Origin of the sequence: Actinomadura sp. WAC 06369 (assembly GCF_003947565.1) — a bacterium.
GTDB classification, from domain to species: Bacteria; Actinomycetota; Actinomycetes; order Streptosporangiales; family Streptosporangiaceae; genus Spirillospora; species Spirillospora rifamycini.
In genome coordinates, this window is the sequence record NZ_QHJN01000029.1 from 29593 (window position 1) to 53538 (window position 23946).

Annotated in this window: 21 protein-coding genes; 10 read left to right on the forward strand and 11 right to left on the reverse strand. The window is 76.9% G+C overall.

The features are described from left to right. Window positions 1-198: 198 nt before the first annotated feature. A complete protein-coding gene (locus tag DMH08_RS10685; protein ID WP_125613384.1) occupies window positions 199-990 on the forward strand; it encodes an SAM-dependent methyltransferase in 792 nt (263 codons plus the stop codon). A 106-nt stretch (window positions 991-1096) separates the two neighbouring features. Here the strand turns inward: DMH08_RS10685 and DMH08_RS10690 are convergent, their stop codons facing one another. Together DMH08_RS10690 and DMH08_RS10695 are read right to left on the reverse strand one after the other, a co-directional pair. After that, complete coding sequence (locus DMH08_RS10690; protein WP_125613355.1) at window positions 1097-2119, reverse strand: CU044_5270 family protein; 1023 nt, start codon at window positions 2117-2119, stop codon at window positions 1097-1099. A 1-nt stretch (window position 2120) separates the two neighbouring features. Further along, window positions 2121-2669: an RNA polymerase sigma factor gene (locus DMH08_RS10695; RefSeq protein WP_026402328.1), complete on the reverse strand. Its 549-nt coding sequence runs from the start codon at window positions 2667-2669 to the stop codon at window positions 2121-2123. A 107-nt stretch (window positions 2670-2776) separates the two neighbouring features. On the opposite strand from DMH08_RS10695, the gene DMH08_RS10700 reads away from it, so the two are divergent. Further along, window positions 2777-3157: a YchJ family protein gene (locus DMH08_RS10700; protein WP_233617518.1), complete on the forward strand. Its 381-nt coding sequence runs from the start codon at window positions 2777-2779 to the stop codon at window positions 3155-3157. Window positions 3158-3177: 20 nt separating this feature from the next. Here DMH08_RS10700 and DMH08_RS10705 read toward each other — a convergent pair whose 3' ends face one another. After that, window positions 3178-3558, reverse strand: a complete 381-nt coding sequence (locus DMH08_RS10705) for a winged helix-turn-helix transcriptional regulator (protein WP_125613358.1) — start codon at window positions 3556-3558, stop codon at window positions 3178-3180. A gap of 81 nt (window positions 3559-3639) precedes the next feature. Here DMH08_RS10705 and DMH08_RS10710 point away from each other — a divergent pair, with 81 nt between their 5' ends. Beyond that, entirely contained in the window at window positions 3640-4050 is a 411-nt protein-coding gene (locus tag DMH08_RS10710) for a RidA family protein (RefSeq protein WP_026402331.1), read from the forward strand. Here the strand turns inward: DMH08_RS10710 and DMH08_RS10715 are convergent. The 5 genes from DMH08_RS10715 to DMH08_RS10735 form a co-directional block, all read right to left on the reverse strand. After that, window positions 3993-4772, reverse strand: coding sequence for an ABC transporter ATP-binding protein (locus DMH08_RS10715; RefSeq protein ID WP_125613360.1), 780 nt, complete (start codon window positions 4770-4772; stop codon window positions 3993-3995). The two genes, DMH08_RS10710 and DMH08_RS10715, sit on opposite strands and share 58 nt — an antisense overlap. Then, window positions 4765-5712 carry an ABC transporter ATP-binding protein gene (locus DMH08_RS10720; protein WP_125613362.1) on the reverse strand — a complete coding sequence of 316 codons (948 nt, stop codon included), beginning with the start codon at window positions 5710-5712 and terminating at the stop codon, window positions 4765-4767. The genes DMH08_RS10715 and DMH08_RS10720 overlap by 8 nt, the downstream gene beginning before the upstream one ends. Then, complete coding sequence (locus tag DMH08_RS40040; protein ID WP_158642290.1) at window positions 5709-8321, reverse strand: FtsX-like permease family protein; 2613 nt, start codon at window positions 8319-8321, stop codon at window positions 5709-5711. Before DMH08_RS40040 ends, DMH08_RS10720 begins: the two co-directional genes overlap by 4 nt. Continuing rightward, entirely contained in the window at window positions 8321-11629 is a 3309-nt protein-coding gene (locus tag DMH08_RS10730) for an ABC transporter permease (RefSeq protein ID WP_125613364.1), read from the reverse strand. The genes DMH08_RS40040 and DMH08_RS10730 overlap by 1 nt, the downstream gene beginning before the upstream one ends. A 114-nt stretch (window positions 11630-11743) precedes the next feature. Continuing rightward, on the reverse strand, window positions 11744-14989 hold the full coding sequence (locus DMH08_RS10735) for a BTAD domain-containing putative transcriptional regulator (RefSeq protein ID WP_125613366.1): 3246 nt from the start codon (window positions 14987-14989) through the stop codon (window positions 11744-11746). Between the two features lie 134 nt (window positions 14990-15123). On the opposite strand from DMH08_RS10735, the gene DMH08_RS10740 reads away from it, so the two are divergent. Both DMH08_RS10740 and DMH08_RS10745 read left to right on the forward strand, forming a co-directional pair. Then, complete coding sequence (locus DMH08_RS10740; RefSeq protein WP_233617519.1) at window positions 15124-15804, forward strand: NADPH-dependent FMN reductase; 681 nt, start codon at window positions 15124-15126, stop codon at window positions 15802-15804. A 23-nt stretch (window positions 15805-15827) separates the two neighbouring features. Next, window positions 15828-16388: a dihydrofolate reductase family protein gene (locus DMH08_RS10745; RefSeq protein WP_026403595.1), complete on the forward strand. Its 561-nt coding sequence runs from the start codon at window positions 15828-15830 to the stop codon at window positions 16386-16388. A gap of 25 nt (window positions 16389-16413) precedes the next feature. Here the strand turns inward: DMH08_RS10745 and DMH08_RS10750 are convergent, their stop codons facing one another. Next, on the reverse strand, window positions 16414-17040 hold the full coding sequence (locus tag DMH08_RS10750) for a TetR/AcrR family transcriptional regulator (RefSeq protein WP_026403596.1): 627 nt from the start codon (window positions 17038-17040) through the stop codon (window positions 16414-16416). A 72-nt stretch (window positions 17041-17112) separates the two neighbouring features. Between DMH08_RS10750 and DMH08_RS10755 the strand changes: the two genes are divergently transcribed. After that, window positions 17113-17898 carry an ABC transporter ATP-binding protein gene (locus tag DMH08_RS10755; RefSeq protein WP_125613368.1) on the forward strand — a complete coding sequence of 262 codons (786 nt, stop codon included), beginning with the start codon at window positions 17113-17115 and terminating at the stop codon, window positions 17896-17898. Window positions 17899-17925: 27 nt separating this feature from the next. Beyond that, window positions 17926-18675 carry an ABC transporter permease gene (locus DMH08_RS10760; RefSeq protein ID WP_125613370.1) on the forward strand — a complete coding sequence of 250 codons (750 nt, stop codon included), beginning with the start codon at window positions 17926-17928 and terminating at the stop codon, window positions 18673-18675. Window positions 18676-18715: 40 nt separating this feature from the next. Here DMH08_RS10760 and DMH08_RS10765 read toward each other — a convergent pair whose 3' ends face one another. Continuing rightward, complete coding sequence (locus DMH08_RS10765) at window positions 18716-19642, reverse strand: helix-turn-helix domain-containing protein (protein ID WP_425248266.1); 927 nt, start codon at window positions 19640-19642, stop codon at window positions 18716-18718. A gap of 266 nt (window positions 19643-19908) precedes the next feature. On the opposite strand from DMH08_RS10765, the gene DMH08_RS10770 reads away from it, so the two are divergent. The 3 genes from DMH08_RS10770 to DMH08_RS10780 all read left to right on the forward strand — a co-directional run bounded on the left by DMH08_RS10770 (window position 19909) and on the right by DMH08_RS10780 (window position 22557). Then, a complete protein-coding gene (locus tag DMH08_RS10770; RefSeq protein ID WP_026403599.1) occupies window positions 19909-20259 on the forward strand; it encodes a YciI family protein in 351 nt (116 codons plus the stop codon). A gap of 133 nt (window positions 20260-20392) precedes the next feature. After that, on the forward strand, window positions 20393-21634 hold the full coding sequence (locus tag DMH08_RS10775) for an RNA polymerase sigma factor (protein WP_233617520.1): 1242 nt from the start codon (window positions 20393-20395) through the stop codon (window positions 21632-21634). Further along, window positions 21631-22557, forward strand: a complete 927-nt coding sequence (locus DMH08_RS10780; RefSeq protein ID WP_125613374.1) for a threonine/serine dehydratase — start codon at window positions 21631-21633, stop codon at window positions 22555-22557. The genes DMH08_RS10775 and DMH08_RS10780 overlap by 4 nt, the downstream gene beginning before the upstream one ends. On the opposite strand, the gene DMH08_RS10785 is transcribed toward DMH08_RS10780, so the two are convergent. Then, complete coding sequence (locus tag DMH08_RS10785) at window positions 22554-23807, reverse strand: serine hydrolase domain-containing protein (RefSeq protein ID WP_125613376.1); 1254 nt, start codon at window positions 23805-23807, stop codon at window positions 22554-22556. The genes DMH08_RS10780 and DMH08_RS10785 overlap by 4 nt on opposite strands. Window positions 23808-23946: the final 139 nt, after the last annotated feature.

Sequence of the window (23946 nt, forward strand, 5' to 3'; positions counted from 1 at the left end):
CGGCGGAACGGTGTTCGGCGGAGTGCGCGGCGGGACGGGCGGCGGCGGGGACGCCGCGCGGCGGCCCGCGCGAACCGGTTGTCGGGCGGGCCCGCGTTTGGTTCGCTGCTCGTGACACGCCCGAGGACCCCCGGCCTTATGGAGGCGACCGTGAGCGGCGACGAGGCATTCTCCTGGCACGAGGCCGAGAAGGACTTGATGGCCGGGATCGACACGTCGATCCCGCATTCGGCGCGGATCTGGAACTACTGGCTGGGCGGCAAGGACAACTACGCCGTCGACCAGGAGGCCGGCGCCCATTTCGCCGAAATCTATCCGAGCATCGCCGACATGGCCCGCTCGTCCCGGTACTTCATCATGCGGGTGGTGCGGTACCTGGCGGGCGAGGCGGGGGTGCGGCAGTTCCTCGACATCGGCACCGGCCTGCCCAGCCACGACAACACCCACGAGGTGGCGCAGCGCGTCGCGCCCGGCACCCGCACCGTGTACGTCGACAACGACCCGCTCGTCCTCGCGCACGCGCACGCCATGCTCACCGGCAAGGGCACCGGCGGCACCGACTACATCGACGCCGACCTGAACGATCCCGGGGCGATCCTGGACGTCGCCCGCACGAAGCTCGACTTCGGGCGGCCCGTCGCGCTGATGCTCATGGGCGTGCTCGGGCACGTCCCGGTGTCCGGGGACGACGACGCCCGCGCCCGCGGGATCGTCGGGACGCTGAAGGACGCGCTGCCGTCCGGGAGCTACCTCGCCCTCTACGACGGGACGGACACCGACCCGTCGTTCGTGGCGGCGGTCGGCGACTACAACGCGGGCGGGTCCGACCCGTACGTCCTGCGGAGCCCCGAGCAGCTCGGGCGGTTCCTGGACGGCTTCGAGCCCGTCGACCCGGGCCTGGTGGAGATCGGGCGGTGGCGCCCGGACCCGAACCCGTTCGACGACGCCCGCGGCCACGACGCCTGGGGCGGTGTCGCCCGCAAACCCTAGGCGCCCGCAAACCCTAGGCGCCCGCAAACCCTGGGCGCCGCGGCCGGTGGCGGGCCCCTGGCAGCGCCCCCGGGGACGCCCGTCGGGACGTCCCCGGGGAGGTCGGTCAGGGGCGTTCGCCGGGCTCGTCGACGATCGCGGCGGCCGTCCTGACCTGCTCGTACTGCAGGGTGCCGCTCTTGACGACGAGGTCGCCGCCGTCATCGCCTTCGAGGGTCCGGTCGCCGACCGTGACGGAGCGCTCGCCCAGGTAGCGGTAGGTCTCCGGGTCCAGCAGGACCTCCTGCCGCACCCAGCCCTCCCGCGCGGTCAGCCCGAGGGTGACCGCCGGGCGCCCGGCGGCGTCCACGGTGCCCTCGGTGGCGGTGACACCGGGGATCCGCCGCATCGCCCCGAAGATCGCCGCCTCGACCTGCGGCGGGTGCAGGTTCTCGGCGAGGATCGTGATGAGGGTGCCGAACGCGAGTTCGTCCGGCTGGCCGGGCATCGCGCCGATCTTGCGGAGCAGCGCGTCCGGGTCGGTCGGCAGCGGGTCGAACCGGGACGCGCGCGGCTTCCCCTCCGAGGCGGGCGGCTCGGTGAGCTTCCCGTCCCGGTACGCGGCGTACTGGTGCTTCCCGTCGACCCGCCGCCACAGCTCCCAGGACTTCGTCTCGTACGGCCCGCCGGTGACGGCGCCGGACGCTTCGGCCGCGCCCTTCATCCGGACCTTGGTGTAGAGCCACTGCTCGGGGCCGGGCGCGGTGTACGGGCGGGCGGCGGCGGCCGCGACGGCGCCGTCGAGGATCTCGGAGGCGTGCGCGACCGACCCGACGGCCGGGACGGGCGCGGCGGGCCGCCCGTCGCCGGTGGAGACGACCGCCACTCCGGCGGTCGCGGCGGCGGCCAGGGCGCCGGCCGCCGCGAGGCGGACGGCGAGGCGCGGGAACCGGCGCGCGGACCGGCGGGGCGGTGCGGGCGCGTCGGCGGGCGACGCCGCGGTGATGTCGGCGAGCAGGGCGCGCGCGGCGGGCCGGTCCGCGTACCCGGCGAGGTCGCCGTCGCGCACCCGGGCCAGGGTGCGCACCAGCTCGTCGGCGGGGTCGCCTGCGGGACGGTCGGCGGGGCGGTCGGTGGGACGGGACGTCATGTCAGCGGCCTCCGTTGGCGGTGAGGGGCGCGGTGTCGAACCCGGCCGAGTGCAGGCGGCGGGACAGCCGCTTGCGGGCCCGGTGCAGCCGGACGCGGGCGGTCCCGGCGGAGCAGCCGAGGACGGCGGCGACCTCGGCGTGGCCGAGGCCCTCCCAGGCGACCAGGCGGAGCAGTTCGCGGTCGCTCTCGGACAGGCCCGCGAACGCCTGCGCGACGGCGGACGTGTCGACGAACTCGTCCGCCGCGGCGGCGAGCTCGTCGCGGAGTTCCGGGTGCAGGGGCGCGGTGCGCTTCCGGCGCCGCGCCTCCTTCTCCCAGTGCCGGGCGAGCACGCGGCGCGCGACGCCGTACAGCCACAGCCGCGCGGCGTCGCCCTCCGGGACGTCGTCCAGCCGCCGCCACGCGACGGTGAAGATCTCCGCGACGACGTCGGCGGCGTCGTCCGGGGAAGTGCAGCGCCGCAGGACGTAGCCGAGGATCGGCTCGTACAGCGCGGTGTAGACGGCCTCGAACCGGGCTTTCCGCCCGGCCGTCCTCGGGTCATCCATCGGCGGCCCGGTGGTGCTCGTGACGCATGCGGCTCTCCTCGAGTCGGTTCGCCCCATACGTGCGGGGAGGGGTGCCGGCGTTACACCCGGCGCGGTTGAATGGGTGCGTGGCGAAGGCGTGCGCGTGCGGAAGCGGGATCGGGTACCGGCGGTGCTGCGGGCGGTTCCACCGGGGCGAGGCGGCCGCGGCGACGGCCGAGGAGCTGATGCGGTCGCGGTACAGCGCGTTCGCCGAGCACGACGCGGACTACCTGCTGCGGACGTGGCATCCGGCGACGCGCCCCGGAGGGATCGACTTCGATCCGGGGACGCGCTGGACGGGCCTGGAGATCGTCCGGACCGAGGCGGGCGGGCCGGCGGACGCGCGGGGCGTCGTCGAGTTCCGCGCCCGGTACGCGTCCGGCGGGGAGGCCGGGGAGATGCACGAGGTCAGCCGGTTCGTCCGCGACGGCGACGCGTGGGTCTACGTGCGCGGGAAGGCCGGCTGAGCGGCCCACCGCTCCCCGCGTCACCCTCCCGTCTCGGTGTCGAACCGCTCGCGTGCGGCCTCCACGGCGGGCATGGTGGCGGTGCTCCAGTCGAGGAGCGCGTCGATCAGGTCCTGGAGCGTCTTCCCCAGCGGAGAGATGCGGTACTCGACGGCGAGCGGCCGGGTGCCGACGACGACCCGTTCGACCATCCCGTTGCGTTCGAGGCGCCGCAGCGACGCGGTGAGCGACTTCTGCGTGACGACCGGGATGGCGCGGCGCAGCTCGTTGAAGCGCAGGGACCGCTCGCACAGTTCGTCGAGCACCTGCAGCGACCACTTGTCGAGCACCTGGTCGAGCAGTTCGCGGTGCTGCGCGGTGATCTGGGGGCGGTCTGCCCCGGGCCGGGCGGTTTCCTTCATGACACCTGGTCTCGTTGAAGTTCCCTTCGGACACCAAGTACACCTTGGATACCGCTAATCGGCAACCGGAAGGGATCTCCCATGAGCGTGCGGCTGCTCACCCCCGAGGGCATGTTCCAGCCCGTCCCCTACCACCACGTCTCGGTCTCCACGGGCACCCGCCAGGTGCACGTGGCCGGGCAGATCGCGCGCGACGCGGAGGGGCGGCCCGTCGCGACCGGCGACCTCGCCGGACAGGTCGTCCAGGCCATGCGCAACACCGCGCGCGGCCTCGCCGGCGCCGGGGCCGGGTTCACCGACGTCGTCCGCCTCCGGTTCTTCGTCGCGGGCTACCGCCCGGAGATGATGGACGCCTTCATGGCGGGCATCGAGCGCGTCGCCGCGGAGGTGGGGCTGCCGCGGCCGTGGCCGCCCGTGTCGGTCATCGGGGTGGACTACCTGTTCGAGCCCGACGTGCTGGTCGAGGTCGAGGCGTTCGCCGTCCTCGACTGACCGGCGGAGACCTCGGTGATCGCGCCGTCCGCCAGCCGCAGCACGCGGTCGGCCTCGCCCAGCAGCGCCGGGTCGTGGGTCGCGACGATGACGGTCACGCCCTCGCTCGCGACGATCGCGCGCAGCAGCGGCATGAGGGCGGCGGCGGTCTCGGAGTCGAGCTGCCCGGTGGGCTCGTCGGCCAGCAGCAGCCGCGGCCGGTTCGCGAGGGCGCGGGCGACCGCGACGCGCTGCCGCTGCCCGCCGGACAGCTCGTGCGGGCGCTGCTCCGCGTGGTCGGCCAGCCCCACCAGCCCGAGCAGGACGCGGACGCGCTCGTCCCGTTCGGCGGGCGGGGTGCGGGTGAGCCGGAGCGGCACCTCGATGTTCTCGGCGGCCGACAGCACGGGCAGCAGGCCGTGCGACTGGAACACGAACCCGATGACGTCGCGGCGGAGGGTCAGCAGGGCGTCCTCGGGGAGCGCGCCGACGTCGCGGCCGGCGACGCGGACGGTGCCGCCGTCGGGCGCGTCGAGGCCGCCGATCAGGTTGAGCAGCGTGGTCTTGCCGGACCCGGACCGCCCGGTGACCGCGACGAACTCGGCGGGCGCGACGGTGAGGGACGCGCCGCGCAGCGCCGGGACCTCCACGCGCCCGGTGCGGTAGGTCCGGACGAGGCCGCGGGCCTCGACCATCGGCCCGCCCGCCGGGTCGGCCGCCGGTTCGCTGGCCGGTTCACTCATCGGCTCCCCCGTTCGCGGTCTCGGCGCCGTCCGGCCAGACGCCGACGTGGTCGGTCTCCAGCGCGAGCCGGACGCGGTCGCGCATGCCCAGCGCCGCCGTGAAGCCCTTCGGGAGCTGCACGCGCCCGGCCCGGTCGAGCAGCGCGTACTCCTCGTCGGTCCGGACGCCGTCGGCGCCGGTGCGGCGCCGGACCTCGCTGCTCGTCCGCCCGTCCCGGATCCCGACCGTGCGGTCGACGCGCTCGGACACCTGGGCGTCGTGGGTGACGACGACGGTCGTGGTGCCGAACTCGGCGTTGACGCGGCGGAGCGCGTCGAACACCTCGCCCGCGGTGCCGGTGTCGAGCTCCCCGGTGGGCTCGTCGGCGAGCACGACGTGCGGCTCGTTCGCGACGGCGACGGCGATCGCGACCCGCTGCCGCTGGCCGCCGGACAGCTCGGCGGGCCGCCGCCCGGCGCAGTCGCCGACGCCGAGCATGCCGAGCAGCTCCGCGGCGCGGGTCGTCCGGTCGCGGCGGCGCCGCCCGGCGAACCGCATCGGCAGCTCGACGTTCTGCGCGGCGGTCAGGTACGGGAGGAGGTTGCGGCCGGTCTGCTGCCACACGAACCCGACCTGCCCGCGGCGGAAGCGGAGCCGCTCTTTGGACGTCATGGTGAGCAGGTCGGCCCCGGCGACGCGGGCGACCCCGGCGGTCGGGACGTCCAGCCCGGACAGGATGTTCAGCAGCGTCGACTTCCCGGACCCGGACGCCCCGACGATCGCGATCAGCTCGCCCGGGTCGACGAGCAGGTCGAGGCCCTGCAGCGCGACGACCTCGATGCCGTCGGTCTTGTAGATGCGGACGAGGCCGTCGCAGACGATGTGGGCGCCGGCGCCGAACTCCGGGCCCCGGTCGACGGCCCGGCGTTCGAGTTCGGCCAGATCGGGTGCGTCGGTCATGTCGGTCGGTCCCCCGTTCTCGGGACGGCGCCGGTCCGCGCGTCGAAGGCGCGGTCGACGAGGACGGCCGCCGCGGCGGCGGCCAGCAGGGCGGCGAGCAGCCCGAGCACGGCGGCGGCGCTCGGGAGGCCGGCGGTGGCGGCGAACCCGCTCGTGTAGGGGCGCAGGTCGACGACGGGCCCGGTGATGCCGGGCAGCAGCAGCCCGAGCGCCCACCCGGCGCCGACCGCGCACAGCAGCACCGGGGCGAGCTCGACGAGCGCGAGGGCGCGGCCCTGCCGCCGGCTCAGCCCGAGGACGCGCAGCCGGGCGACGGTCTCGGCCCGGGCGCGGGCGCCGACGACGAGGACGAGCAGCACGGTGAGCAGCCCGAACGCGGCGGCGATGAGCGCGCCGCCCGCGAAGGTGCGGTGGACGACGGTGACCAGCGGCGCGTCCGTCATGGCGTGCAGGACGTCGCGGCGCAGCTCGACGCCGGTGCCGTCCGCGGCGGCGCGGAGGGCGGCGGCGTCGAGGCCGGTCCCGGCGACGAAGTAGTCGGCGGCGGCCCCGCCGGCGGTGACGGCGTCGAACGGGACGATCGCGAACGCGCTCCCGGCCGTCTGCCCGGGGAAGCGCTCGATGCGCCCGGCGGCGGTGACGCGGACGGGGTCGAGGCCGTACCGGCCGAGCGTCACGGGTCCGGGGCCGGCGATGTCCGCGGCGGCCGGGGACAGCAGCGCCCGGGACGTCCCGGGCGCCGCGGGCACGCCGGGCACGGCGGGCGCGAGGTCGCGGTAGGCGTCGAGGTCGACGGCGATCAGCGTGATGGGGGCGGGGTCGTCGGGGGTGGTGACGTCCGGGACGATCCGGGCGGGCACGACGCCGGTGACGCCGTCGACGCCGCGGAGCCGTTCCGCGGCGTCGGAGCGGAACCGGTCGGCGGACACCCGCGCGTCCGCGCCGACCCGGGACCAGGCGGCGCGGTCCTGGGCGCGCTGCAGCCCGGCGTCGACGGTCGCGGTGAACCCGGCCGTCGCGGCGGCGAGCAGCAGCACGGCGAGCGGCAGCGCGCCGATCGCGCCCTGCCGGGCGGCGCGGGCGACGCCGAGGAACGCGACCGCGCCGGACCGGCGGCGCAGCAGCGGCCCGGCGGCGCGCAGCAGGTACGGGTAGCAGCGCAGGACGAGCGCGCCGAGCGCGGCGCCGAGCAGCACGGGCACGGCGGCGACCAGCGGGTCGGCGCCCGCCGCCGCGCCCGCGTCCGCGCCGCGCCGCCGCAGCAGCACGACGCCGATGGCGGCGAGCGCGACGAGCAGGCCGTCCAGGACGAGCCGCCGCCGGGACGGGCGGACCGCCGCCAGGTCGGCGCGGCCGCCGGCCGCCGTGGGGACGCGTTCCCGCAGGACGGCGGCGGCCGGGACGGCGACGGCGAGGGCGGCGAGCACGGCGACGGCGACCGCGGACGCGTCCTGCGGCGGGCCCGCGTCCAGCAGGCGCCCGGCCGCGTACCCGAGAGCGGCGGCGGGCAGCACGGCGGCGGCGGTGACGGCGCAGGCGGGCGCGGCGAGCTGCGGCAGCGACGCGCCGCGCGCCCGCATGGCGGCGAGCGCGGGGCGGAGCCGGTCGCCGAGCAGCCCGGCGGCCAGCAGCACCGCCCCGGCGGCGACGGCGGCGAGCCCGCCGAAGGCGAGGCCGAGGACGGACCGGGCGGCGTGCAGCCGGCCGGCGTAGCCGGCGAGGTCGTCGCCGAGGGACGACTCGACGGCGCACGGGAAGATCTCGACGCGGCTCTTGACGGCCGTGCGGTACGCCTCCAGGGCGGCGGCGAGCCCGGCGGCGCCGGCCGCGTCGACGGCGTCCGCCCGGACGGGGAACCGCCACGTGTAGGTGAGCCGCCGGGCGGGCTCGGCGGTCAGCAGCCGGTAGCCCGGGCCGTCGGCGAGCAGGGTGCCCGCGTCCGCCCGGGTGCCGTCGGAGCCGATCGTCACCGTCTCCGGCCGGAGCAGGAACCCGCGCTCCGCCCAGTAGGGGTCGCCGGGGTCCTCCGGCTCGTACAGCCCGGAGACGCGCACCCGCAGCGGCCCGGCGTCCTTGTCGGGGAGGACGAGTTCGTCGCCGACGCGGTGGCCGAGCCGTTCGGCGAACGGCCGGGCCATGGCGACGTGCAGCGCGGCGCCGTCGCGGTCGTTCGGCCCGTTGCGGGGCGCGGCGCCCTCGACGAAGCGGACGCGTTCGAGCGCGCCGGCGTCCCAGCCGACGGCGAGCAGCTGCGGCCCGCGGTCCCCGGCGACGGACATCCGGTCGGTCGTGACGGACGGCTCCGGCTGCCCGGCGGCGCCGTGCAGCGCGGGCGGCAGCAGGGCCTCCCAGGCGCGCCCGTGGTGCATCATCGCGGCGTTGGTGGGGACGGCCGTGCGCGCCTCGCCCGCCTGCACCTTGCCTTCGACGACGACGGCGGGGGTGCGGCCGACCGCCGCCCGCGCCGCCCGGTCGTACCCGGCGGCCGTCGAGGCGGGCACGGCCACCGCGAGCAGCGCGGTCACCAGCGTCAGGACGCCGAGCGCGGCGAGCGGCGCCCACTGTGCGCGCGCGAGCCGGCTCCAGGGCCCGTTCGGCGGACGCGCCATCATTCCTCCCTCGCGCCGGGTCCGGTGCCGGGTCCGCCGCGGCCGAGCGCCCGCAGCACCGGCGGGAGGACGAGGCCGAGGACCGCGACGACGCCCGCGAGCATGGCGAGCACGAGGGGCCACCGGACGACGAGTTCGGCGGGCGGGTACGGATCCGCGGCCTGCACGCCGAGGACGATGTGCGGGACGACGAGCCGTGCGACGGCGAACCCGAGGACGGTGCCGCCGGCGAGGCCGAGCGCGATGAGGAACGCCTGCTCGACCGCCAGCGTCCCGGCGATCTGCCGGGGGTGGACGCCGAGGGCGCGCAGGACGGCGAACTCGCGGGCGCGCTCCCCGGCGGTGACGGCGGCGTTGACGGCGAACGCGAGGGCGGCGAACGCGACGGCGGCGCCGAACCCGAGGACGAGCGACCCTTGCAGGGCGGCGCCGAGCGGGGCGTCGGCGAGACCGGCGCGCAGCCGCGACCGGTCTGCGGCGACCGTCCCCCAGGCGGGCCGCTTCGCGAGCGCGGCGGCCGCGGGGCCGGTGTCGCCGCCGCGCACCGCCGCCCACCACTCGCCGGGCGCGGCGTCGGCGGTGTCCGCACCGGCGGCGAGCCGGGCGCTCTGGAGCGCGGGCAGGTCGACCAGGACGCCCGGCAGGCCGGGGTCCGTCGCGGGCAGCGCGGGCACGATCCCGACCACCGTGACCGGCTGGTCGCCTTCGGGTGTGGCGAGGGTGACGGTGTCGCCGGCGCCGGCCTTCGCGCGGTCGGCCGCCGCGCGCGTCACGACGCCGGGCACGGCGGGCAGCGGGGCGTCCGCCCCGGACGCGGCGGGGGCGGGCGCGCCCGGCGCGGTGAGGACGGCGTGGACGCCCCGCGACCGGGTGGACGCGTCGGGCGGTTCGGCGGCGGGGATCGGGAGGTCGGCGATCTCGCCGCCGTCCCGCTCGTTCGGCACGGGCCGCACCCCGGGCGCGGCCAGGTCGTCGGTGATCCGCCAGCGGGCCCCGTCCGGGAGCGCGGCGGGCCGCCCGTCCCCGCGCACGCCGAGCACCTCCAGGCGCATCGGCCCGGTGGGCGGGCCGTCGTCGTAGGAGTAGTGGAACGCGCGGACCGCCAGCGGGAACGCCGGGCGGCCGTCCGGCCCGGCGAGGTCGGCGACGCGGACGGCGACGGTGCGGGCGCGGCCGTCCGCGCGGACGGTCGGCAGGTCGACGCGGTGCAGCAGGCCGCGCGCGTCGGCGATCGTCGCGGCGACGGTGTAGGGGGCGGCGGCCGGCGGTTCGGGGGTGTCGCCGTGCGGCGGGCCCTCGCGGGTGAGGCGCAGCTCGAACTCGAGCCGTCCGGGCGTCCCGGGGACGGCGACCGCGGGCGCGGGCGGGCGCCCCGCCGCCAGGTCGCCGAGCCGCAGGCCGTCCCGGAGGCCGGGCCGGACGCGCAGCAGCGGGGCGAGGGCGCCGGTGTCGGCGGCGAGCAGCGTCGCGTCGCCGGTCCCGAGGGAGCCGCCGGTGCGCAGCACCGCGGCGGTGCCGGTGACGCCGGGCAGCGCCGCGAACCGCCCGCCCGCGCCGAGGACGGTCGGGCCCCCGCCGCCGGTGGCGGCGGCGATCCGCAGGTCGGCGCCGCCGCGGAAGTCGGCCTGGTCGAGCTGCGAGCGCCGCCAGGTCGACATCGTCGTCACCGACAGGACGCCGACGGCCATCGCCATGACGAGCAGCAGCACGGGGCCCGCGTAGCGGAGCGGGCGGCGGCCGACCTGGCGGGCGGCCAGGACGGGCGCGAGCCCGCGGCGCCCGGCGGCGAACCGCTCGGCGGCGCGGGTCGCGGCGGGCAGCAGCCGGAGCAGCAGCACCGCGCCGGCGAGCAGGCCCAGCGCGGGACCGGCCACGATGAACGGGTCCACGCCCGCCCCCGTGCCGCCGGCGCCGTACCGGGTGAGCTGCCAGATCGCGAGCGCCGCGACGAGCAGCAGCGCGAGGTCGCCGCCCGAGCGCCGCAGCCGGCCCCGCTCCGTCCGGCCGATGCCCGCCCGCACCTCGACGAACGTCCGGTTCGCGCCGCGCAGCGTCGGGACGGCCAGCACGATCGCGCACGCCGCCGCCGTGGCCACCGACACCGCGTACAGCGGGGCGAGGGGCCCGGTGCCGGGGGCGAGGCCGGCGGCGCGCACGGCGGGCGCCGTCCCGGCGAGCCGCAGCAGCGGGCCGGCGAGCAGCGGGCCGAGCAGCGCGGCGGGCGCCGCGATCAGCACGCCCTCGGCGAGCGCGAGCCCGGCGAGCTGCCGCATCCCGAGGCCGCGGGTGCGCAGCAGCGCGACCTCGCCGCGCCGGTGGTCGGCGACGAGCCGGGCCACCAGCAGCCACGCGCAGCCCGCCAGCAGCACGAGTTGCAGCACCGGGATCAGCATCGTCGACCGCGCCGCCTGCAGCGCGCCCTGGAGCCGCCCGGTCAGCTCGGGCAGCTCCGTCACGACGGTGTAGCCGGCGCCCTGCCCGGCGAGGGCGTCCGAGCCGCGCGCGACGCGGTCGCCGAGCGCGCCGAGGTCGTCGGCGCCGACGCCGCGCAGGTCGGGCATGACGGTCCAGCGGGCCTCCGTGCCGGTGCCGCCCGCGAACCGCTCCGCGAACGCCTCGGGGCGGACGACGAACGGCCCGTACGTCGTGTAGTCGAGCCGCTCGGCGCCCGTCGTGATCAGCCGGTCCCCGCTCCACACGTGGTGGCGGGGGTCGCGGACCTCGAACAGCCCGACGACCGCGACCCGCGCGACCGCCGTCTCGTCCACGCGTCCCCGCAGCGTGAGGACGTCGCCGACGCGGACGTCCAGCGCCGCGGCGGCCGGGGCGGGCAGCACCGCCTCGACCTCGTCCGCCCGCTCGTCCGCCTGCTGGTCCGCCCGCTCGCCGCCCGGGCCGGGCCAGCGCCCGCCGGTCAGGCGCGCGTGCCGCTCGATCGCGGTGTGCGTCTCGAAGACCGTGAGGTCGGGGCGGCCGCCGCGCTCCCGGCCGGGCAGGGCGTAGGAGTCGCTGCGCGCGGACAGCGCGACCGCCGGGGGCGCGTCCGGGTAGATCCGCCGGATCTCGCCCTCGATCCGCCCGCGCGCCTCGGTGAGGCCGCCGCCGGGGACGTGCCCGGTGATCGTCGTCCCGGCCGTGGCGAACGTCGCGTCGCCGAGGGTGCGCTGCAGCCCCTGGCGGGTGACCGATCCGCCGTAGCCGACGAGCGCGGCGAGGACGGTCGTGGCGAACAGCGCGGTGGCGCAGGCGGCCAGGACCAGCGCCCGGTCCCCCGCCATCCGCCTGGCCACGAGCCCCGGATGCCACATGCTCGCCCATGCTCGGCGCGGGTGATCCACCGCACAAGGGCCGTCGAATACTCGACGACAAATCGCAACAATTACGAAAGTTAACTGTTAAAACGCCAGATAAACCGGTCGTTCTTACGGCCCGCGCCACGGCGAGGGACCCGCGGCGGCCTCGGCGCGCCGCAGGACGTCCTCGACCTCGCGGCCGGGACCGTCCGCGAACGCCGCCGCGAACGCGTCCGTCCCGAGCGCCGACCGGGACCGCTCCGCCGCGCGGTCGATGTCCGTGCGCTCCGCCGGGCTCGCCGGCGACCCGACCTCGGCCCGGACGGCCGCCGCCCTCCCCAGCAGCGCGGCTGCCTCCGCGTGGTCGCCCGCCAGCCCGTACGCGCCCGCCAGCCCCTCCAGGGCCCCGGCGAGGTCGCGCGGCGACTCCTGGCGGATCGCGACGGCCAGCGCGTCCCGGTGGTGGCGGACGGCCGTGTCCGCGTCGCCCCGCAGCTCGGCCACGTACCCCAGGCCGAGCAGGTTCAGCGTCAGCGACAGCGGCGGGAACTCGTCCGGCGACGCGCCCTCCATCATGGCCGCGTGCCGCCGCGCCGCCTCGTCCAGCAGCCCGGCGTACCGCGCCGCGAGCGCCATCCCGGCCTCGGCGAACCGGACCGCCTGGAGGTGGCCCCGCTCCGTCCCGAGCCGCATCGCCCGGTCGCACAGCCGCAGCGCCGCCTCCGGGTCGCCGCGCATGACGGCGATCCAGCCGCGCCAGGCGAGCCGTCCGGCGACGTCCGGCCACAGCCGCAGCTCCTCCGCCATCCGCTGCCCGTCGCGGTGCAGCCGCTCCGCCCCGTCGAAGTCGCCGGTCAGCTCCGCCAGCCCTCCCAGCCACTCGGTCGCCTGGAGCCGCCCCCACCGGTCGCCGAGGCCGCCGAACAGGACGGCCGCGCGCCCGGCGTCGCGCTCCAGCGCGGCGAGGTCGCTGCGCACGTGGGCGTGCTTGGCGCGCAGCAGCAGCGCCGCCGCCTCGCCCCACGCGTCGCCGGCGGCACGGAACGCGGCGAGCGCCTCCGCCAGGACGGGCGCGACCGCCGTGACGTCGTCCACGTCCGAGCCCGCGAACGCCAGGAACCACCGCGCCCACGCGGCCAGGTGCGGGTCCCCGGTCGCGTCCGCGGCACGGAGCGCCGCGGCGCTGCGCGCCGGCCAGTCGCCCGCGTCGCCCTTGAGCATCGTGAGCCCGGCCCGCCACGTCACCGCGCGGGCGCGCGCGGCGGGCGACCCGCCCTCCGGCGCCAGCACCGCGTCGAGCGAGCGCAGCGCCTCGCCCAGCCGGCCGCGCAGGAACCAGTACCAGGCGAGCGCGTCGACCAGCCGCAGCGCCCGCTCGGCGGCGCCGTCCGCGACGGCCGCGTCGAGCGCCGCGCGCAGGTTCGCGGTCTCAGCGTCGAGCGTCCGCAGCCAGGACGCCTGCCCAGCGCCGCGCAGGTCGGCGCGCTCGGCGAGGCCGGTGTAGTACTCGCTGTGCAGCGTCCGGACGCGCGCGTACTCGCCCGCGTCCCGCAGCCGGTCGGCGCCGTAGGCGGCCACCGACTCCAGCAGCCGGTACCGCGGCTCCTCGCCCGGCCGCTCCACCAGCACGACCAGCGACCGGTCGACCAGCCGGACCAGCAGGTCCAGCACCTCCTCCGCCGGGACGTCGCCGCCCGCGCACACCGCCTCGGCCGACTCCACCGCGCAGCCGTCGGCGTGCACCGACAGCCGCCGCAGCACCGCCCGCTCCGGCTCCGCGAGCAGGTCCCAGCTCCAGTCGATCATCGCGGTGAGGGTGCGCTGCCGGGGCGGCGCGCCCCGGTAGCCGGTCGCGAGCAGCCGGAACCGGTCGTCCAGCCGAGCGACGAGCCCCGCCACGCCCAGCGTCCGGACACGCGTCGCCGCGAGTTCCAGCGCGAGCGGCAGCCCGTCGAGCCGCCGGCACAGCACCGCGACCGCCGCGGCGGTGTCGCCGTCCAGCCGGAACCCGCGCGCCGCCGCCTCCGCCCGCGCCGCGAACAGCCGCACCGCGCCGGACCGCGCGAGCGCCGCGGGGTCGTCCGTCCCGTCCCGGCCGGGCACGTCCAGCGGCGGCACCGCCCACACCACCTCGCCGGGCGGGCCGAGCGGCTCCCGGCTCGTCGCCAGCACCCGCAGCCCCGGGACGCGGGCGAGCAGCCGCTCGGCCAGCTCGGCGGCCTGCTCGACGACGTGCTCGCAGTTGTCGAGGACGAGCAGCAGGCGGCGCCCGGCGAGCGCGGCGGCGAGCCGGTCGAGGGGCGCGTCCGGGCCGCCGGGCGCGTCGTGCACGTCCAGCACCGCCGTGACGACCTCGGCCAGGTCCGCGGCGGCGGCCCGGTCGACCGCCGCCAGCTCCACCAGCCACACCCCGTCGGGGAACCCGTCCGCGAGCCCGGCGGCGACCTCCACGGCCAGGCGGGTCTTGCCGACGCCGCCCGGCCCGGTCAGGGTGACCAGCCGGTCGGTGCCGAGCCGGGCGCGGACGTCCGCCACCGCGCCGTCCCGTCCGATCAGCTCGGTCGGCGGGAGCGGCAGGTTCGTGCGCGGCGCCGGGCGGGACTCCGCGGCCGGCGCGGGCGGCGCGTCCAGCGCGGGGTCCTGCCGCAGGATCGCGCCGTGCAGCTCCGCCAGCTCGACGCCCGGGTCCAGGCCCAGCTCGTCGGCCAGCAGGGCCCGGAACCGGTCGAAGCCCTCCAGCGCCTCGTGCTGCCGCCCCGCCCGGTACAGGGCCCGCATGTGCGCGGCGCGCAGCCGCTCCCGCAGCGGGTGCGCGGCGACGGCGGCGGCCAGCTCCCCGGCCAGCGCGCCGTGCTCGCCGAGGTCCAGCCGCACCTCCGCGTGCTCCTCCAGCGCGGTCAGCCGCAGCTCCTCCAGCCGCGCCGCCGCCGGACGGACGAACGGCTCGTCGGCGAAGTCGGCGAACGCCGCGCCGCGCCACGTCCCGAGGGCCTCGGCGAGCAGCGCGGCGCGCTCCTTCGGGTCCGCCGCCGCGCGCGCCGCGGCGACGAGGGCCTCGAAGCGGCGCGCGTCCACGCTCCGGTCGGCGGCGGCCAGCAGGTACCCGGCGGGACGCGACTCCACGAGGGCCCGCGCGCCCGGTTCGGCGTCCTCCAGGACCCGCCGCAGCTGCGACACCTTCGCCGACAGCGCGCCCGCCGGGTTGCCCGGGAGCGCCTCGCCCCACAGGTCGTCGACGAGCCGGTCGGCGGGGACGGGCCTGCCCTCGTGCACGAGCAGGTCGGCGAGGAGCGCCCGCACCTTGAGGCCGGGTACCGGGACGAGCCCGCCGTCGTCCGTCCACACGGCGAGCGCGCCGAGCACCCCGAATCGCATGCGTCGAACCCTAGCGACGCCCGTCCCCACCTGCGGCATATCGGGCGAATCGCCGGACGGGAAGGCGACCGTAAGGATCCCGTAAAGCACCCGCGCCACAGTGGGTCGTGTTCGAGAGGGACAGGGAGGACACGGTGAGGGAGGTGGGCATGGGCGAGGCGGGCACGATCCCGCCGGGCACGATCTCGGCGGGCGCGGTTCCGGCGGGCGCGGTTCCGGCGGGCGCCGGCGGGACGGGCGGCGGGCGGCTGCGGCTGGCGGTGATCATCGGCAGCACGCGGCGCGGGCGGTTCGGCCCGACCGTGGCGGAGTGGTTCGCCGGGCGGGCCCGCAGGCGCCCGGACCTGGACGTCGACCTCGTCGACCTCGCGGCGTGCGCGCTCCCGCAGGCGCTGCCGGACGAGGACGAGCCCGCTCCGCCGGCGGTCGCGGCGCTGGGGCGGCGGCTCGCGGCGGCGGACGGGTTCGCCGTCGTGACGCCCGAGTACAACCGGGGCTACCCGGGCGTGCTCAAGACCGCGATCGACTGGTACTACGACGAGTGGCGGGCCAAGCCCGTCGCCGTCGTGTCCTACGGCCGCGAGTCGGGCGGCCTGCAGGCGGCCGCGCAGCTCCGCGAGGTGTTCACCGAGCTGGAGGCCGTCCCGATCCGGGACGGGGTGGCGCTGCCCTGCTACTGGCGCGACTTCGCCGCCGACGGCTCCTGGCCCAAGACCGGCGCCGAGTGCAACACCACCGTGACCACGACCCTGGACCGTCTCTCGTGGTGGGCCCGCGCCCTCCGCGACGCACGTATCGCACACCCGTACGGCTGAAGCCGTTGATCCGGAGGACGACCATGCGCAAGATCATCAACTCCACCTACGTCACGCTCGACGGCGTCATCGCGGACCCGCAGATCTGGACCGCCCCGTACTTCGGGGAGGAGGCCGGCGCGTACGGCAGCGAGCTGCTGTTCTCCTGCGACGCCCTGCTGGCGGGCCGCGAGACCTACGTCGCGTTCGCCGAGACGTGGCCGGCCATGGAGGAGCAGACCGGCGAGTTCGGCGCCCGGATGAACTCCATCCACCACTACGCCGTGTCCGACTCGCTGGAGAAGGCCGAGTGGGGCGACAGCACGATCATCCGGCGGGACGACGCCCCCGCGACGATCGCCGAACTGAAGGAGCGGGACGGGCAGAACATCCTGCAGTACGGCTTCGGCAAGGTGACGGAGACGCTGATCGAGCACGGACTCCTGGACGAGCTGCGGCTGTGGATCCACCCGGTGATCGTGGGGCCGTCCGAGACGGCCGGGCTGCTGAGCAGCGCGGGGTTCGGCGCCTCGTTCGAGCTGGCCGACACCCGGACGTTCGCGAGCGGCGTCATCGTCGCGACCTACACCCCGGCGGCCGAGTGAGCCGGAGCCGGGCGCGCGCGGCCGCTCAGCGGCGCGCGTAGTCCAGGACGCGGGGGCCGAGCAGGCCCTCGGCGGCGTCCAGCAGATCGAGCATCGCGCCGGCCGTGGCGTCCACGTCATGGCCGGCTTCGGTGCGCCTGCCCAGCTCCATCAGCACCCGCGCGTGCAGCCAGCCGATCTGTCCCGCGACCAGCCCGGGGACCGGGTCGTCCGGGCCGGCGCCGGTCTCCCGGGCGAGCAGCGCGGCGAGGTCGGCCTCCATCCGGACGGCGATGTCGTCGAGCCGGGCGAGCAGGGTGGGGGCGGCGCGCATCATCGCGTGGAAGGCCGCGAAGCCGGGCGTGAGGCCGAGCACCGGGTCGCGCCGCCGCACCTCCTCGCGGAGCCGCCGCAGGACGGCCTCCGCGGCGGACTCGCCGGGCTCGCGCGCCGCGACGATCGCGGCGAGCCGGTTCCCCTGGTGGGGCGGCAGCACGAGGTCTTCCTTGGTCTCGAAGTAGTTGTAGACGGTGTTCACCGAGACGTCCGCGGCCGCCGCGACCTCGGCGATCGTCACCGCGTCGAACCCGCGCGCCGTGAACAGCCCCGCGGCCGCGTCCGCGATCCGCCGGCGCGTCTCCCGCTTCTTGCGCTCCCGCAGCCCCTCCGCCATGCCGCCACTCTAACGCCCTCCAAACTTGGAGTCGATTGCAAGTTTGGAGTTCGCTGTGGTTTTATGTCGGGCATGCCCACGCCAGCCATCGACGTCCGGGGCCTGACCCGGACCTTCGACCTCAAGACCGGCCCGGTCCACGCCGTGCGCGGCATCGACCTCGCGGCCGAGCGCGGCGAGATCCTCGGCTTCCTCGGCCCGAACGGAGCCGGCAAGACCACGACGATCCGCATGCTCACCACGCTGCTCCCGCCCACCGGCGGCGAGGCGACGATCGCCGGACGCGACCTGCGGCGGGACCCGGCGGGCGTGCGGCGCCGCATCGGCTACGTCGCGCAGGCGGGCGGCCTCGACCCGGCCTGCTCGGTGCGGGAGGAGCTGGTCACGCAGGGCCGCCTGCACCGGCTGCCGCGCCCGGAGGCCCGCGAGCGCGCGGCCGAACTCGCGGCCGACCTCGCCCTCGGCGACCTGCTGGAGCGGCCCACCGCCGCGCTGTCCGGCGGGCAGCGCCGCCGTCTGGAGATCGCGCTCGGCCTGGTCAACCGCCCGGAGGTGCTGTTCCTGGACGAGCCGACCACCGGCCTCGACCCCGGCGGCCGCGCGGAACTGTGGGAGCTGGTCCGCCGCATCCGCGCCGAGCACGGCACCACGCTCGTCCTCACCACCCACTACCTCGACGAGGCCGACGCGCTCGCCGACCGGGTGGTCGTCGTCGACGCCGGGACGGTCGTCGCCGCGGGCTCCCCCGCCGACCTCAAGGCGCGGCACGCCGGTGACCCCGCCGCGAGCCTCCAGGACGCCTTCCTGGCCATCACCGGGCGCGCCCCGGCGGGCGAGAACGCCCCCATCGCCATCTAGACGGACCACCGAACGGAAACCGGAACCATGCGCCCCTTCCTCGCCGACACCGGCGTCGTCTTCGGCCGCTACCTGCGCGCCACGCTGCGCTCCAAGACGAACCTGTTCTTCGGCATGCTCCAGCCCCTGCTGTTCCTGGCCCTGTTCGGGCCGCTGCTCACCGGCCTCAGCCTCGGCGTGGACGGCTCGTCCTGGCAGGCGCTCGTGCCGGGCGTGCTGGTGCAGCTCGCGCTGCTCGGCGGCTCCTTCGTGGGGCTCGGCGCGATCATCGAGAAGAGCACCGGGGTGCTCGACCGGATGCGCGCCACCCCCGTGAGCCCCGCCGCGCTGCTGCTCGGCCGGACGCTGCGCGACGTCGTCCAGCTCGTCGCCCAGTCGGCCCTCCTCGTACTGCTGGGGCTGGCGTTCGGGCTGCGCGCCCCGGTCGCCGGGATCGTGCTCGGGCTGGTGTTCGTCGCCGTCCTGTCGGGCGCGCTGTCGGCCCTGTCGTACGGGCTGGCGATGCGGGTGCGGACGCCCTCGGAGTTCGCCGCCGTCACGAACACGGCCGTGCTGCCGCTGATGCTCGTGTCCGGGCTGCTGCTGCCCATGTCGCTGGCGCCCGCGTGGCTCGACGGGGTCTCGCACGCCGTCCCGTTCCGGTACACGGTCGACGCGGTGCGGCAGGCGTACCTCGGGAACTACGCGAACGGGACGGTCGCCGCCGGGGCCGCCGTCACGCTCGCGTTCGCCGTCCTCGCGTTCGCCGCCGGCGCCCGCCTGTTCCGCCGCGCCTGAGGCCGCCGGACGCCGCGCCCGGCGCGCCCGGCGCGTCGGGTCACTCGTCGAGGACGGCCCGCAGGACCTCCGGCGTCCGCACCGGCGGCTCGGCCTGGACGCCGAGGCGGTTCAGGACGTCCTGGTAGCGGGCGATCTCCGACGGGCGGTCCGGGTAGAGGGCGCCGGTGAGCTGCTCCAGGTAGACGACGTCGGGCAGTTCGGGCTCGGCGAACCGCAGCAGCGTCACCGGGCCGCCCTCGGCCGCGTGGCCGCCCGCGGAGAACGGCAGCACCTGCACGGTGACGTTCGGCCGCTTCGCCATCTCGATGAGGTGCCGGAGCTGGCCGCGCATCGTGCCGGGCCCGCCGACCGCGCGCCGCAGCGCCGCCTCGTCGATCACCGCCCACAGCTTGAGCGGGTCGGGCCGGGCGAACACGCGGCGGCGCTCCATCCGCAGCTCGACCAGCTTGTCGATCTCCTCCTGCGGCGACTCGGGATGCCGCGCCCGCAGCAGGGCGCGCGCGTACTTCTCGGTCTGCAGCAGTTCGGGGATCGCCTGCACCTCGTACTGGCGGATCAGCACCGCGCCCTGCTCCAGCCCCAGGTAGGGCTCGAACCAGCCGGGCACGACGTCCCCGTACCGCTGCCACCAGCCGGGCTGGTTGGCGTGCTCGGCGAGGGCCAGCAGCGGCTCCCGGACGCCCGGGTCGGCCACGCCGTAGAGGGTCAGCAGGTCGGCGACGTCGCGCTCCTTGAACCCGACGCGCCCCAGCTCCATCCGGCTGATCTTGGAGTGGGAGCCGCGGATCTCGTAGCCGGCCGCCTCGGTGGAGATGCCGGCCGCCTCGCGGTGCCTGCGGAGCTGCGCGCCGACCAGCATCCGCAGGACGGTCGGGCCGGCGAGCTCCCGGCCGCGGACGGGCGGCCCGCCCCGGGCACCGCCGGGCGCGGACGGCGCGCCGGATGCGCGCGGTGGTTCTCCCACGGGGCGCCTCCCAGGACGCGCGGAACGTGCCGACGGAGAAAAGTTACCCGGCGCCCGTGGCTTTGCCCAATGTCCGGACGTGCCCGAGCGAGCGCTCGTCCTCGACCGATACCGGTGGCACGGGTACCTCGCGGCGCCGTGACCTGCCAGGATGCGAATCTGAAAATTTCTCGAAGAAAATCCGGCCCGGATGTCGATCCGGCCGCCCCCGCTTCGACGCGCCAGTGAAGGCCCGGGAGGCACCCGGGCCGCACGGAGGAGACGACATGCGCTACCTGATGATGACGACGGACAACGGCCCGGCCGAGCAGGCGCCGCCGGACGAGAAGATGATGGCCGAGATGGGCGCGTTCATCGAGGAGCTGACGAAGTCGGGCGCCCTGCTGGCCACCGGCGGCCTGGAGCCGGGCGGCACCCGCATCTCGGCGGCCGGCGGCAAGATCACCGTCACCGACGGCCCGTTCAGCGAGGCCAAGGAGACCGTCGTCGGGTTCGCGCTGATCGACGTCCGCACCCGCGAGGAGGCGATCGAGCTGGCCACCCGGTTCTGGAAGATCGCCGGGGACGGCCAGGGCGTGATCCAGCAGGTGTTCGGCCCCGAGGACATCCCGGGCTGACTTGCGCGGGTGCGCCGCCGGTGCTCTCATCGGCGGCGTGACGCTTCCCGAGAGCGGACGCTCCCGCGTCCACGCCCGCATCGACGCGGTCTGGCGGCTCGAGTCCGCCCGGATCATCGGCGGGCTCGCCCGCATGGTCAACGACGTCGGCCTCGCCGAGGAACTCGCGCAGGACGCGCTCGTCGCCGCGCTCGAACAGTGGCCCGAGTCGGGCGTCCCGGACAACCCGGGCGCCTGGCTCATGGCCGTCGGCAAGCGCCGCGCGATCGACCGCATCCGCCGCGACCGGAGCCTCGACGGCAAGCTGGCGGAGCTCGGGCACCGGCGGGAGGCGGAGGCGCACGACCCGCCGTCCGAGTTCGCGGCCGCCGAGGACCCCGAGCGCATCGAGGACGACGTCCTGCGGCTCATCTTCACCGCGTGCCACCCGGTCCTGTCCGCCCGGGCGCGCACCGCCCTCACCCTCCGCATGCTCGGCGGCCTCTCCACCGACGAGATCGCGCGGGCGTTCCTCGTCGGCGAGGCGACCGTCGCGCAGCGGATCGTCCGGGCGAAACGGACGCTGTCCGAGGCCGGGGTCCCGTTCGAGGTGCCCGAGGGGCCCGACCGCGCGGCGCGGCTGGCGTCCGTCCTGGAGGTCCTGTACCTCATCTTCAACGAGGGGTACGCGGCCACCGCCGGAGACGACTGGGTTCGCACCGACCTCTGCCAGGAGGCGCTGCGGCTCGGCCGGATCCTCGCCGGGCTCGCGCCCCGCGAACCCGAGGTCCACGGGCTCGTCGCGCTCATGGAGATCCAGGCGTCCCGCTCGCGCGCCCGCACCGGGCCGTCCGGCGAACCCGTCCCGCTGCTCGAGCAGAACCGCGGGCGGTGGGACCCGCTGCTCATCCGGCGCGGGTTCGCCGCGCTGCTGCGCGCGAAGGAACTCGGCGGGACGCCCGGCCCGTACGTCCTCCAGGCCGCCATCGCCGCCTGCCACGCCCGCGCCCGCACCGCCGCCGACACCGACTGGACGCAGATCGCCGCCCTGTACGAGGTCCTCGCGGGCACGGCCCCGTCCCCCGTCGTCGAACTCAACCGCGCCGTCGCCGTCGGGATGGCGCACGGCCCCGAGCGGGGCCTCGCCCTCCTCGACGCGGTCGCCGACGACCCCGCCCTGCGCGGCTACCACCTGCTTCCCGGGGTCCGCGGCGACCTCCTCGCCCGGCTCGGCCGCACCGCCGACGCCCGCGCCGAGTTCGAGCGCGCCGCCGGGCTCACCCGCAACGAGCCCGAACGCCGCGCGCTCCTCGACCGGGCCGCCCGCCTCGCCGCCGCTGGTATGCATGAGGGTCGGGGCACGGCGACCGACCGTGCGGAAGAGGAGAGCCGATGATCGCCCGTCCGGACGTCGAGGCCGCCGCCGCGCGCATCGCGGGGCACGTGCGCAGGACGCCGCTGCTGGAGATCGAGCCGCTCGTCCCCGCCGGACGCATGTGGCTGAAGCTGGAGTACACCCAGCACACCGGTTCCTTCAAAGCCCGCGGCGCGTTCAACCGCATCCTGGCCGCCCGCGCCGACGGCCTGCTGCCGCACGCCGGCGTCGTCGCGGCGTCCGGCGGCAACGCCGGCCTCGCGTTCGCGTACGCGGCGGCCCGGGCCGGGGCGCCCGCCGAGGTGTTCGTCCCGGAGACCGCCCCGCAGGTGAAGGTCGACCGGCTGCGCGCGCTCGGCGCGGCCGTCGTCCGGTCCGGCACCCGCTACGCCCAGGCCGCCGAGGCCGCGCACAAGCGCGCCGCCGACACCGGCGCCCTGTTCTGCCACGCCTACGACCAGCCCGAGGTCTGCGCCGGGCAGGGCACCCTCGGCCTCGAACTGCTCGCCGAGGCCGACGTCGACACCGTCCTGCTGGCCGTCGGCGGCGGCGGGCTCATGGCCGGCGTCGCCGCCGCCCTCGAAGGGCGCGCCCGCGTCGTCGGCGTCGAACCGGAGACCATCCCCACGCTGGAACGCGCGATGGCCGCCGGGCGCCCCGTCGACGTCGACGTCTCCGGCGTCGCCGCCGACTCCCTCGGCGCCACCCGCCTCGGCGGCATCGCGCACGCCGTCGCGTCCCGCACCGGCGTCCGTCCCGTCCTGGTCGACGACGACGCGATCGTCGACGCCCGCCGCGCGGTCTGGGACGAGTACCGCATCGCCGTCGAGCACGGCACGGCCGCCGCCGTCGCCGCGCTCCGCACCGGCGCGTACCGTCCCGAACCGGACGAACGCGTCGTCGTCGTCCTGTGCGGCGCGAACACCGACCCGTCGACGCTCTAGGACGCGGCCCGGAGCGCGACCGACTGCAGCGGCATCGGCCGCGCTCCGGACGACTTCACCGCCGGCGCGTCCCCGCACGCGGCCTTCAGCAGGAAGGACGACATCGCGTAGTCGATCGGGTGCGGCACGACCGCCCCGTTCTCGATCTTCTGGTACTTCGTGAGGTTCATCGCGAACGACACCTGCCGGCTCCCGTCGGCCGTCGACAGCGACTGCGTGCCCGCGCCCCACACGGCGCCGTCATGGCCCCAGAACGTCCCGCACGGCAGGTCCATCGAGTACAGGCCCAGGCCGTAGTTCACGATCAGGTTGCCGCTCTCGTCCGTCCACGGCCGGGTCCGCTTCATCTCCGCGAGCGCCGCCTCCCCGATCAGGTCGCCGGCCAGCAGCGAGCGGTAGAAGGCGTTCAGGTCGTCCATCGTGGACACCAGCGCGCCCGCCGTCCACGCCCAGCTCGCGTTGTAGACGCTGTAGTCGCGCGGCGGGTCGATGAACCCGAGCAGCGACTCGTACATCTTCGAGTGCGGCCCCTGGATCTTCGCCTTCTCCGGGAAGTACGTGTGCCGCAGCCCCGCCTTCCGGATGACGTTCCGCTCGATGTACCGCACCGCGTCCTCGCCGGTCGCCTTCTCCAGCAGCAGGCCCGCGATGACGTAGTTGGTGTTCGAGTACGACACCCGCTCGCCCGGCTCGTTCGTCGCCGGGGCCTCCAGGCCCCACCGCACGAGCCGCTCCGGCGCGACCTCCCGGAACCGGTGCTCGTCGAGGCTCCGCCCCGACGGCTCCTGCAGCGACGGGAACGCCGCCGGGACGTAGTCGGCGATGCCGCTCGTGTGGTTGAGCAGCATCCGCACCGTCACCCGCTCGCCCCGCTCCCCCGGCACGAGGTCCGGCAGGTACCGGCCGACCGGCGCGTCGAGCCCGATGCGCCCCGCCTCGACCTGCTGCAGGATCGCCGTCGCCACGAACGTCTTCGTGATGCTCCCGACCCGCTGCCGCATGTGCGCCCGCACCGGCCGGCCCGTCCGCACGTCCGCGTCCCCGGCCTCGCCGCGCCACGCGTCGCGGCCGTCCCGCACCTGCGAGAAGATCCCGTACATCCCCGCCTCGTGGACGTCCCCGAGCGCCGCGTCCAGCCCGGCCCGGTCGAGCCCCCGGCCGTTCCCGGTCCCCGCCGCCGCGGGCGCCTGCAGCAGCCCCACCGCCAGCACCGCCGCCGCACCCGCGCCCACCGCGCGCCGCACCGTCATCTCGCTCCTTCCGTCGGCGATCGTCGTCGCTGACGAGCATTTCGAAGGAGGCTTGCGGATGTCATCCGACGTGGGAACGAGATCGGCCTCCTGCTCGAGGCCCAGCGCACCCCCGTCCGGGCGGACGGCCCGCCCGGTG

What these genes read in the sequence shown, in the direction of transcription:
- DMH08_RS10685 (WP_125613384.1), top strand. Translation starts at nt 199, where the DNA reads ATGGCCGGGATCGACACGTCGATCCCGCATTCGGCGCGGATCTGGAAC.
- DMH08_RS10690 (WP_125613355.1), bottom strand. Translation starts at nt 2,119, where the DNA reads ATGACGTCCCGTCCCACCGACCGCCCCGCCGACCGTCCCGCAGGCGAC.
- DMH08_RS10695 (WP_026402328.1), bottom strand. Translation starts at nt 2,669, where the DNA reads ATGGATGACCCGAGGACGGCCGGGCGGAAAGCCCGGTTCGAGGCCGTC.
- DMH08_RS10705 (WP_125613358.1), bottom strand. Translation starts at nt 3,558, where the DNA reads ATGAAGGAAACCGCCCGGCCCGGGGCAGACCGCCCCCAGATCACCGCG.
- DMH08_RS10710 (WP_026402331.1), top strand. Translation starts at nt 3,640, where the DNA reads ATGAGCGTGCGGCTGCTCACCCCCGAGGGCATGTTCCAGCCCGTCCCC.
- DMH08_RS10715 (WP_125613360.1), bottom strand. Translation starts at nt 4,772, where the DNA reads ATGAGTGAACCGGCCAGCGAACCGGCGGCCGACCCGGCGGGCGGGCCG.
- DMH08_RS10720 (WP_125613362.1), bottom strand. Translation starts at nt 5,712, where the DNA reads ATGACCGACGCACCCGATCTGGCCGAACTCGAACGCCGGGCCGTCGAC.
- DMH08_RS40040 (WP_158642290.1), bottom strand. Translation starts at nt 8,321, where the DNA reads ATGGCGCGTCCGCCGAACGGGCCCTGGAGCCGGCTCGCGCGCGCACAG.
- DMH08_RS10730 (WP_125613364.1), bottom strand. Translation starts at nt 11,629, where the DNA reads ATGTGGCATCCGGGGCTCGTGGCCAGGCGGATGGCGGGGGACCGGGCG.
- DMH08_RS10735 (WP_125613366.1), bottom strand. Translation starts at nt 14,989, where the DNA reads ATGCGATTCGGGGTGCTCGGCGCGCTCGCCGTGTGGACGGACGACGGC.
- DMH08_RS10745 (WP_026403595.1), top strand. Translation starts at nt 15,828, where the DNA reads ATGCGCAAGATCATCAACTCCACCTACGTCACGCTCGACGGCGTCATC.
- DMH08_RS10750 (WP_026403596.1), bottom strand. Translation starts at nt 17,040, where the DNA reads ATGGCGGAGGGGCTGCGGGAGCGCAAGAAGCGGGAGACGCGCCGGCGG.
- DMH08_RS10755 (WP_125613368.1), top strand. Translation starts at nt 17,113, where the DNA reads ATGCCCACGCCAGCCATCGACGTCCGGGGCCTGACCCGGACCTTCGAC.
- DMH08_RS10760 (WP_125613370.1), top strand. Translation starts at nt 17,926, where the DNA reads ATGCGCCCCTTCCTCGCCGACACCGGCGTCGTCTTCGGCCGCTACCTG.
- DMH08_RS10770 (WP_026403599.1), top strand. Translation starts at nt 19,909, where the DNA reads ATGCGCTACCTGATGATGACGACGGACAACGGCCCGGCCGAGCAGGCG.
- DMH08_RS10775 (WP_233617520.1), top strand. Translation starts at nt 20,393, where the DNA reads ATGGTCAACGACGTCGGCCTCGCCGAGGAACTCGCGCAGGACGCGCTC.
- DMH08_RS10780 (WP_125613374.1), top strand. Translation starts at nt 21,631, where the DNA reads ATGATCGCCCGTCCGGACGTCGAGGCCGCCGCCGCGCGCATCGCGGGG.
- DMH08_RS10785 (WP_125613376.1), bottom strand. Translation starts at nt 23,807, where the DNA reads ATGACGGTGCGGCGCGCGGTGGGCGCGGGTGCGGCGGCGGTGCTGGCG.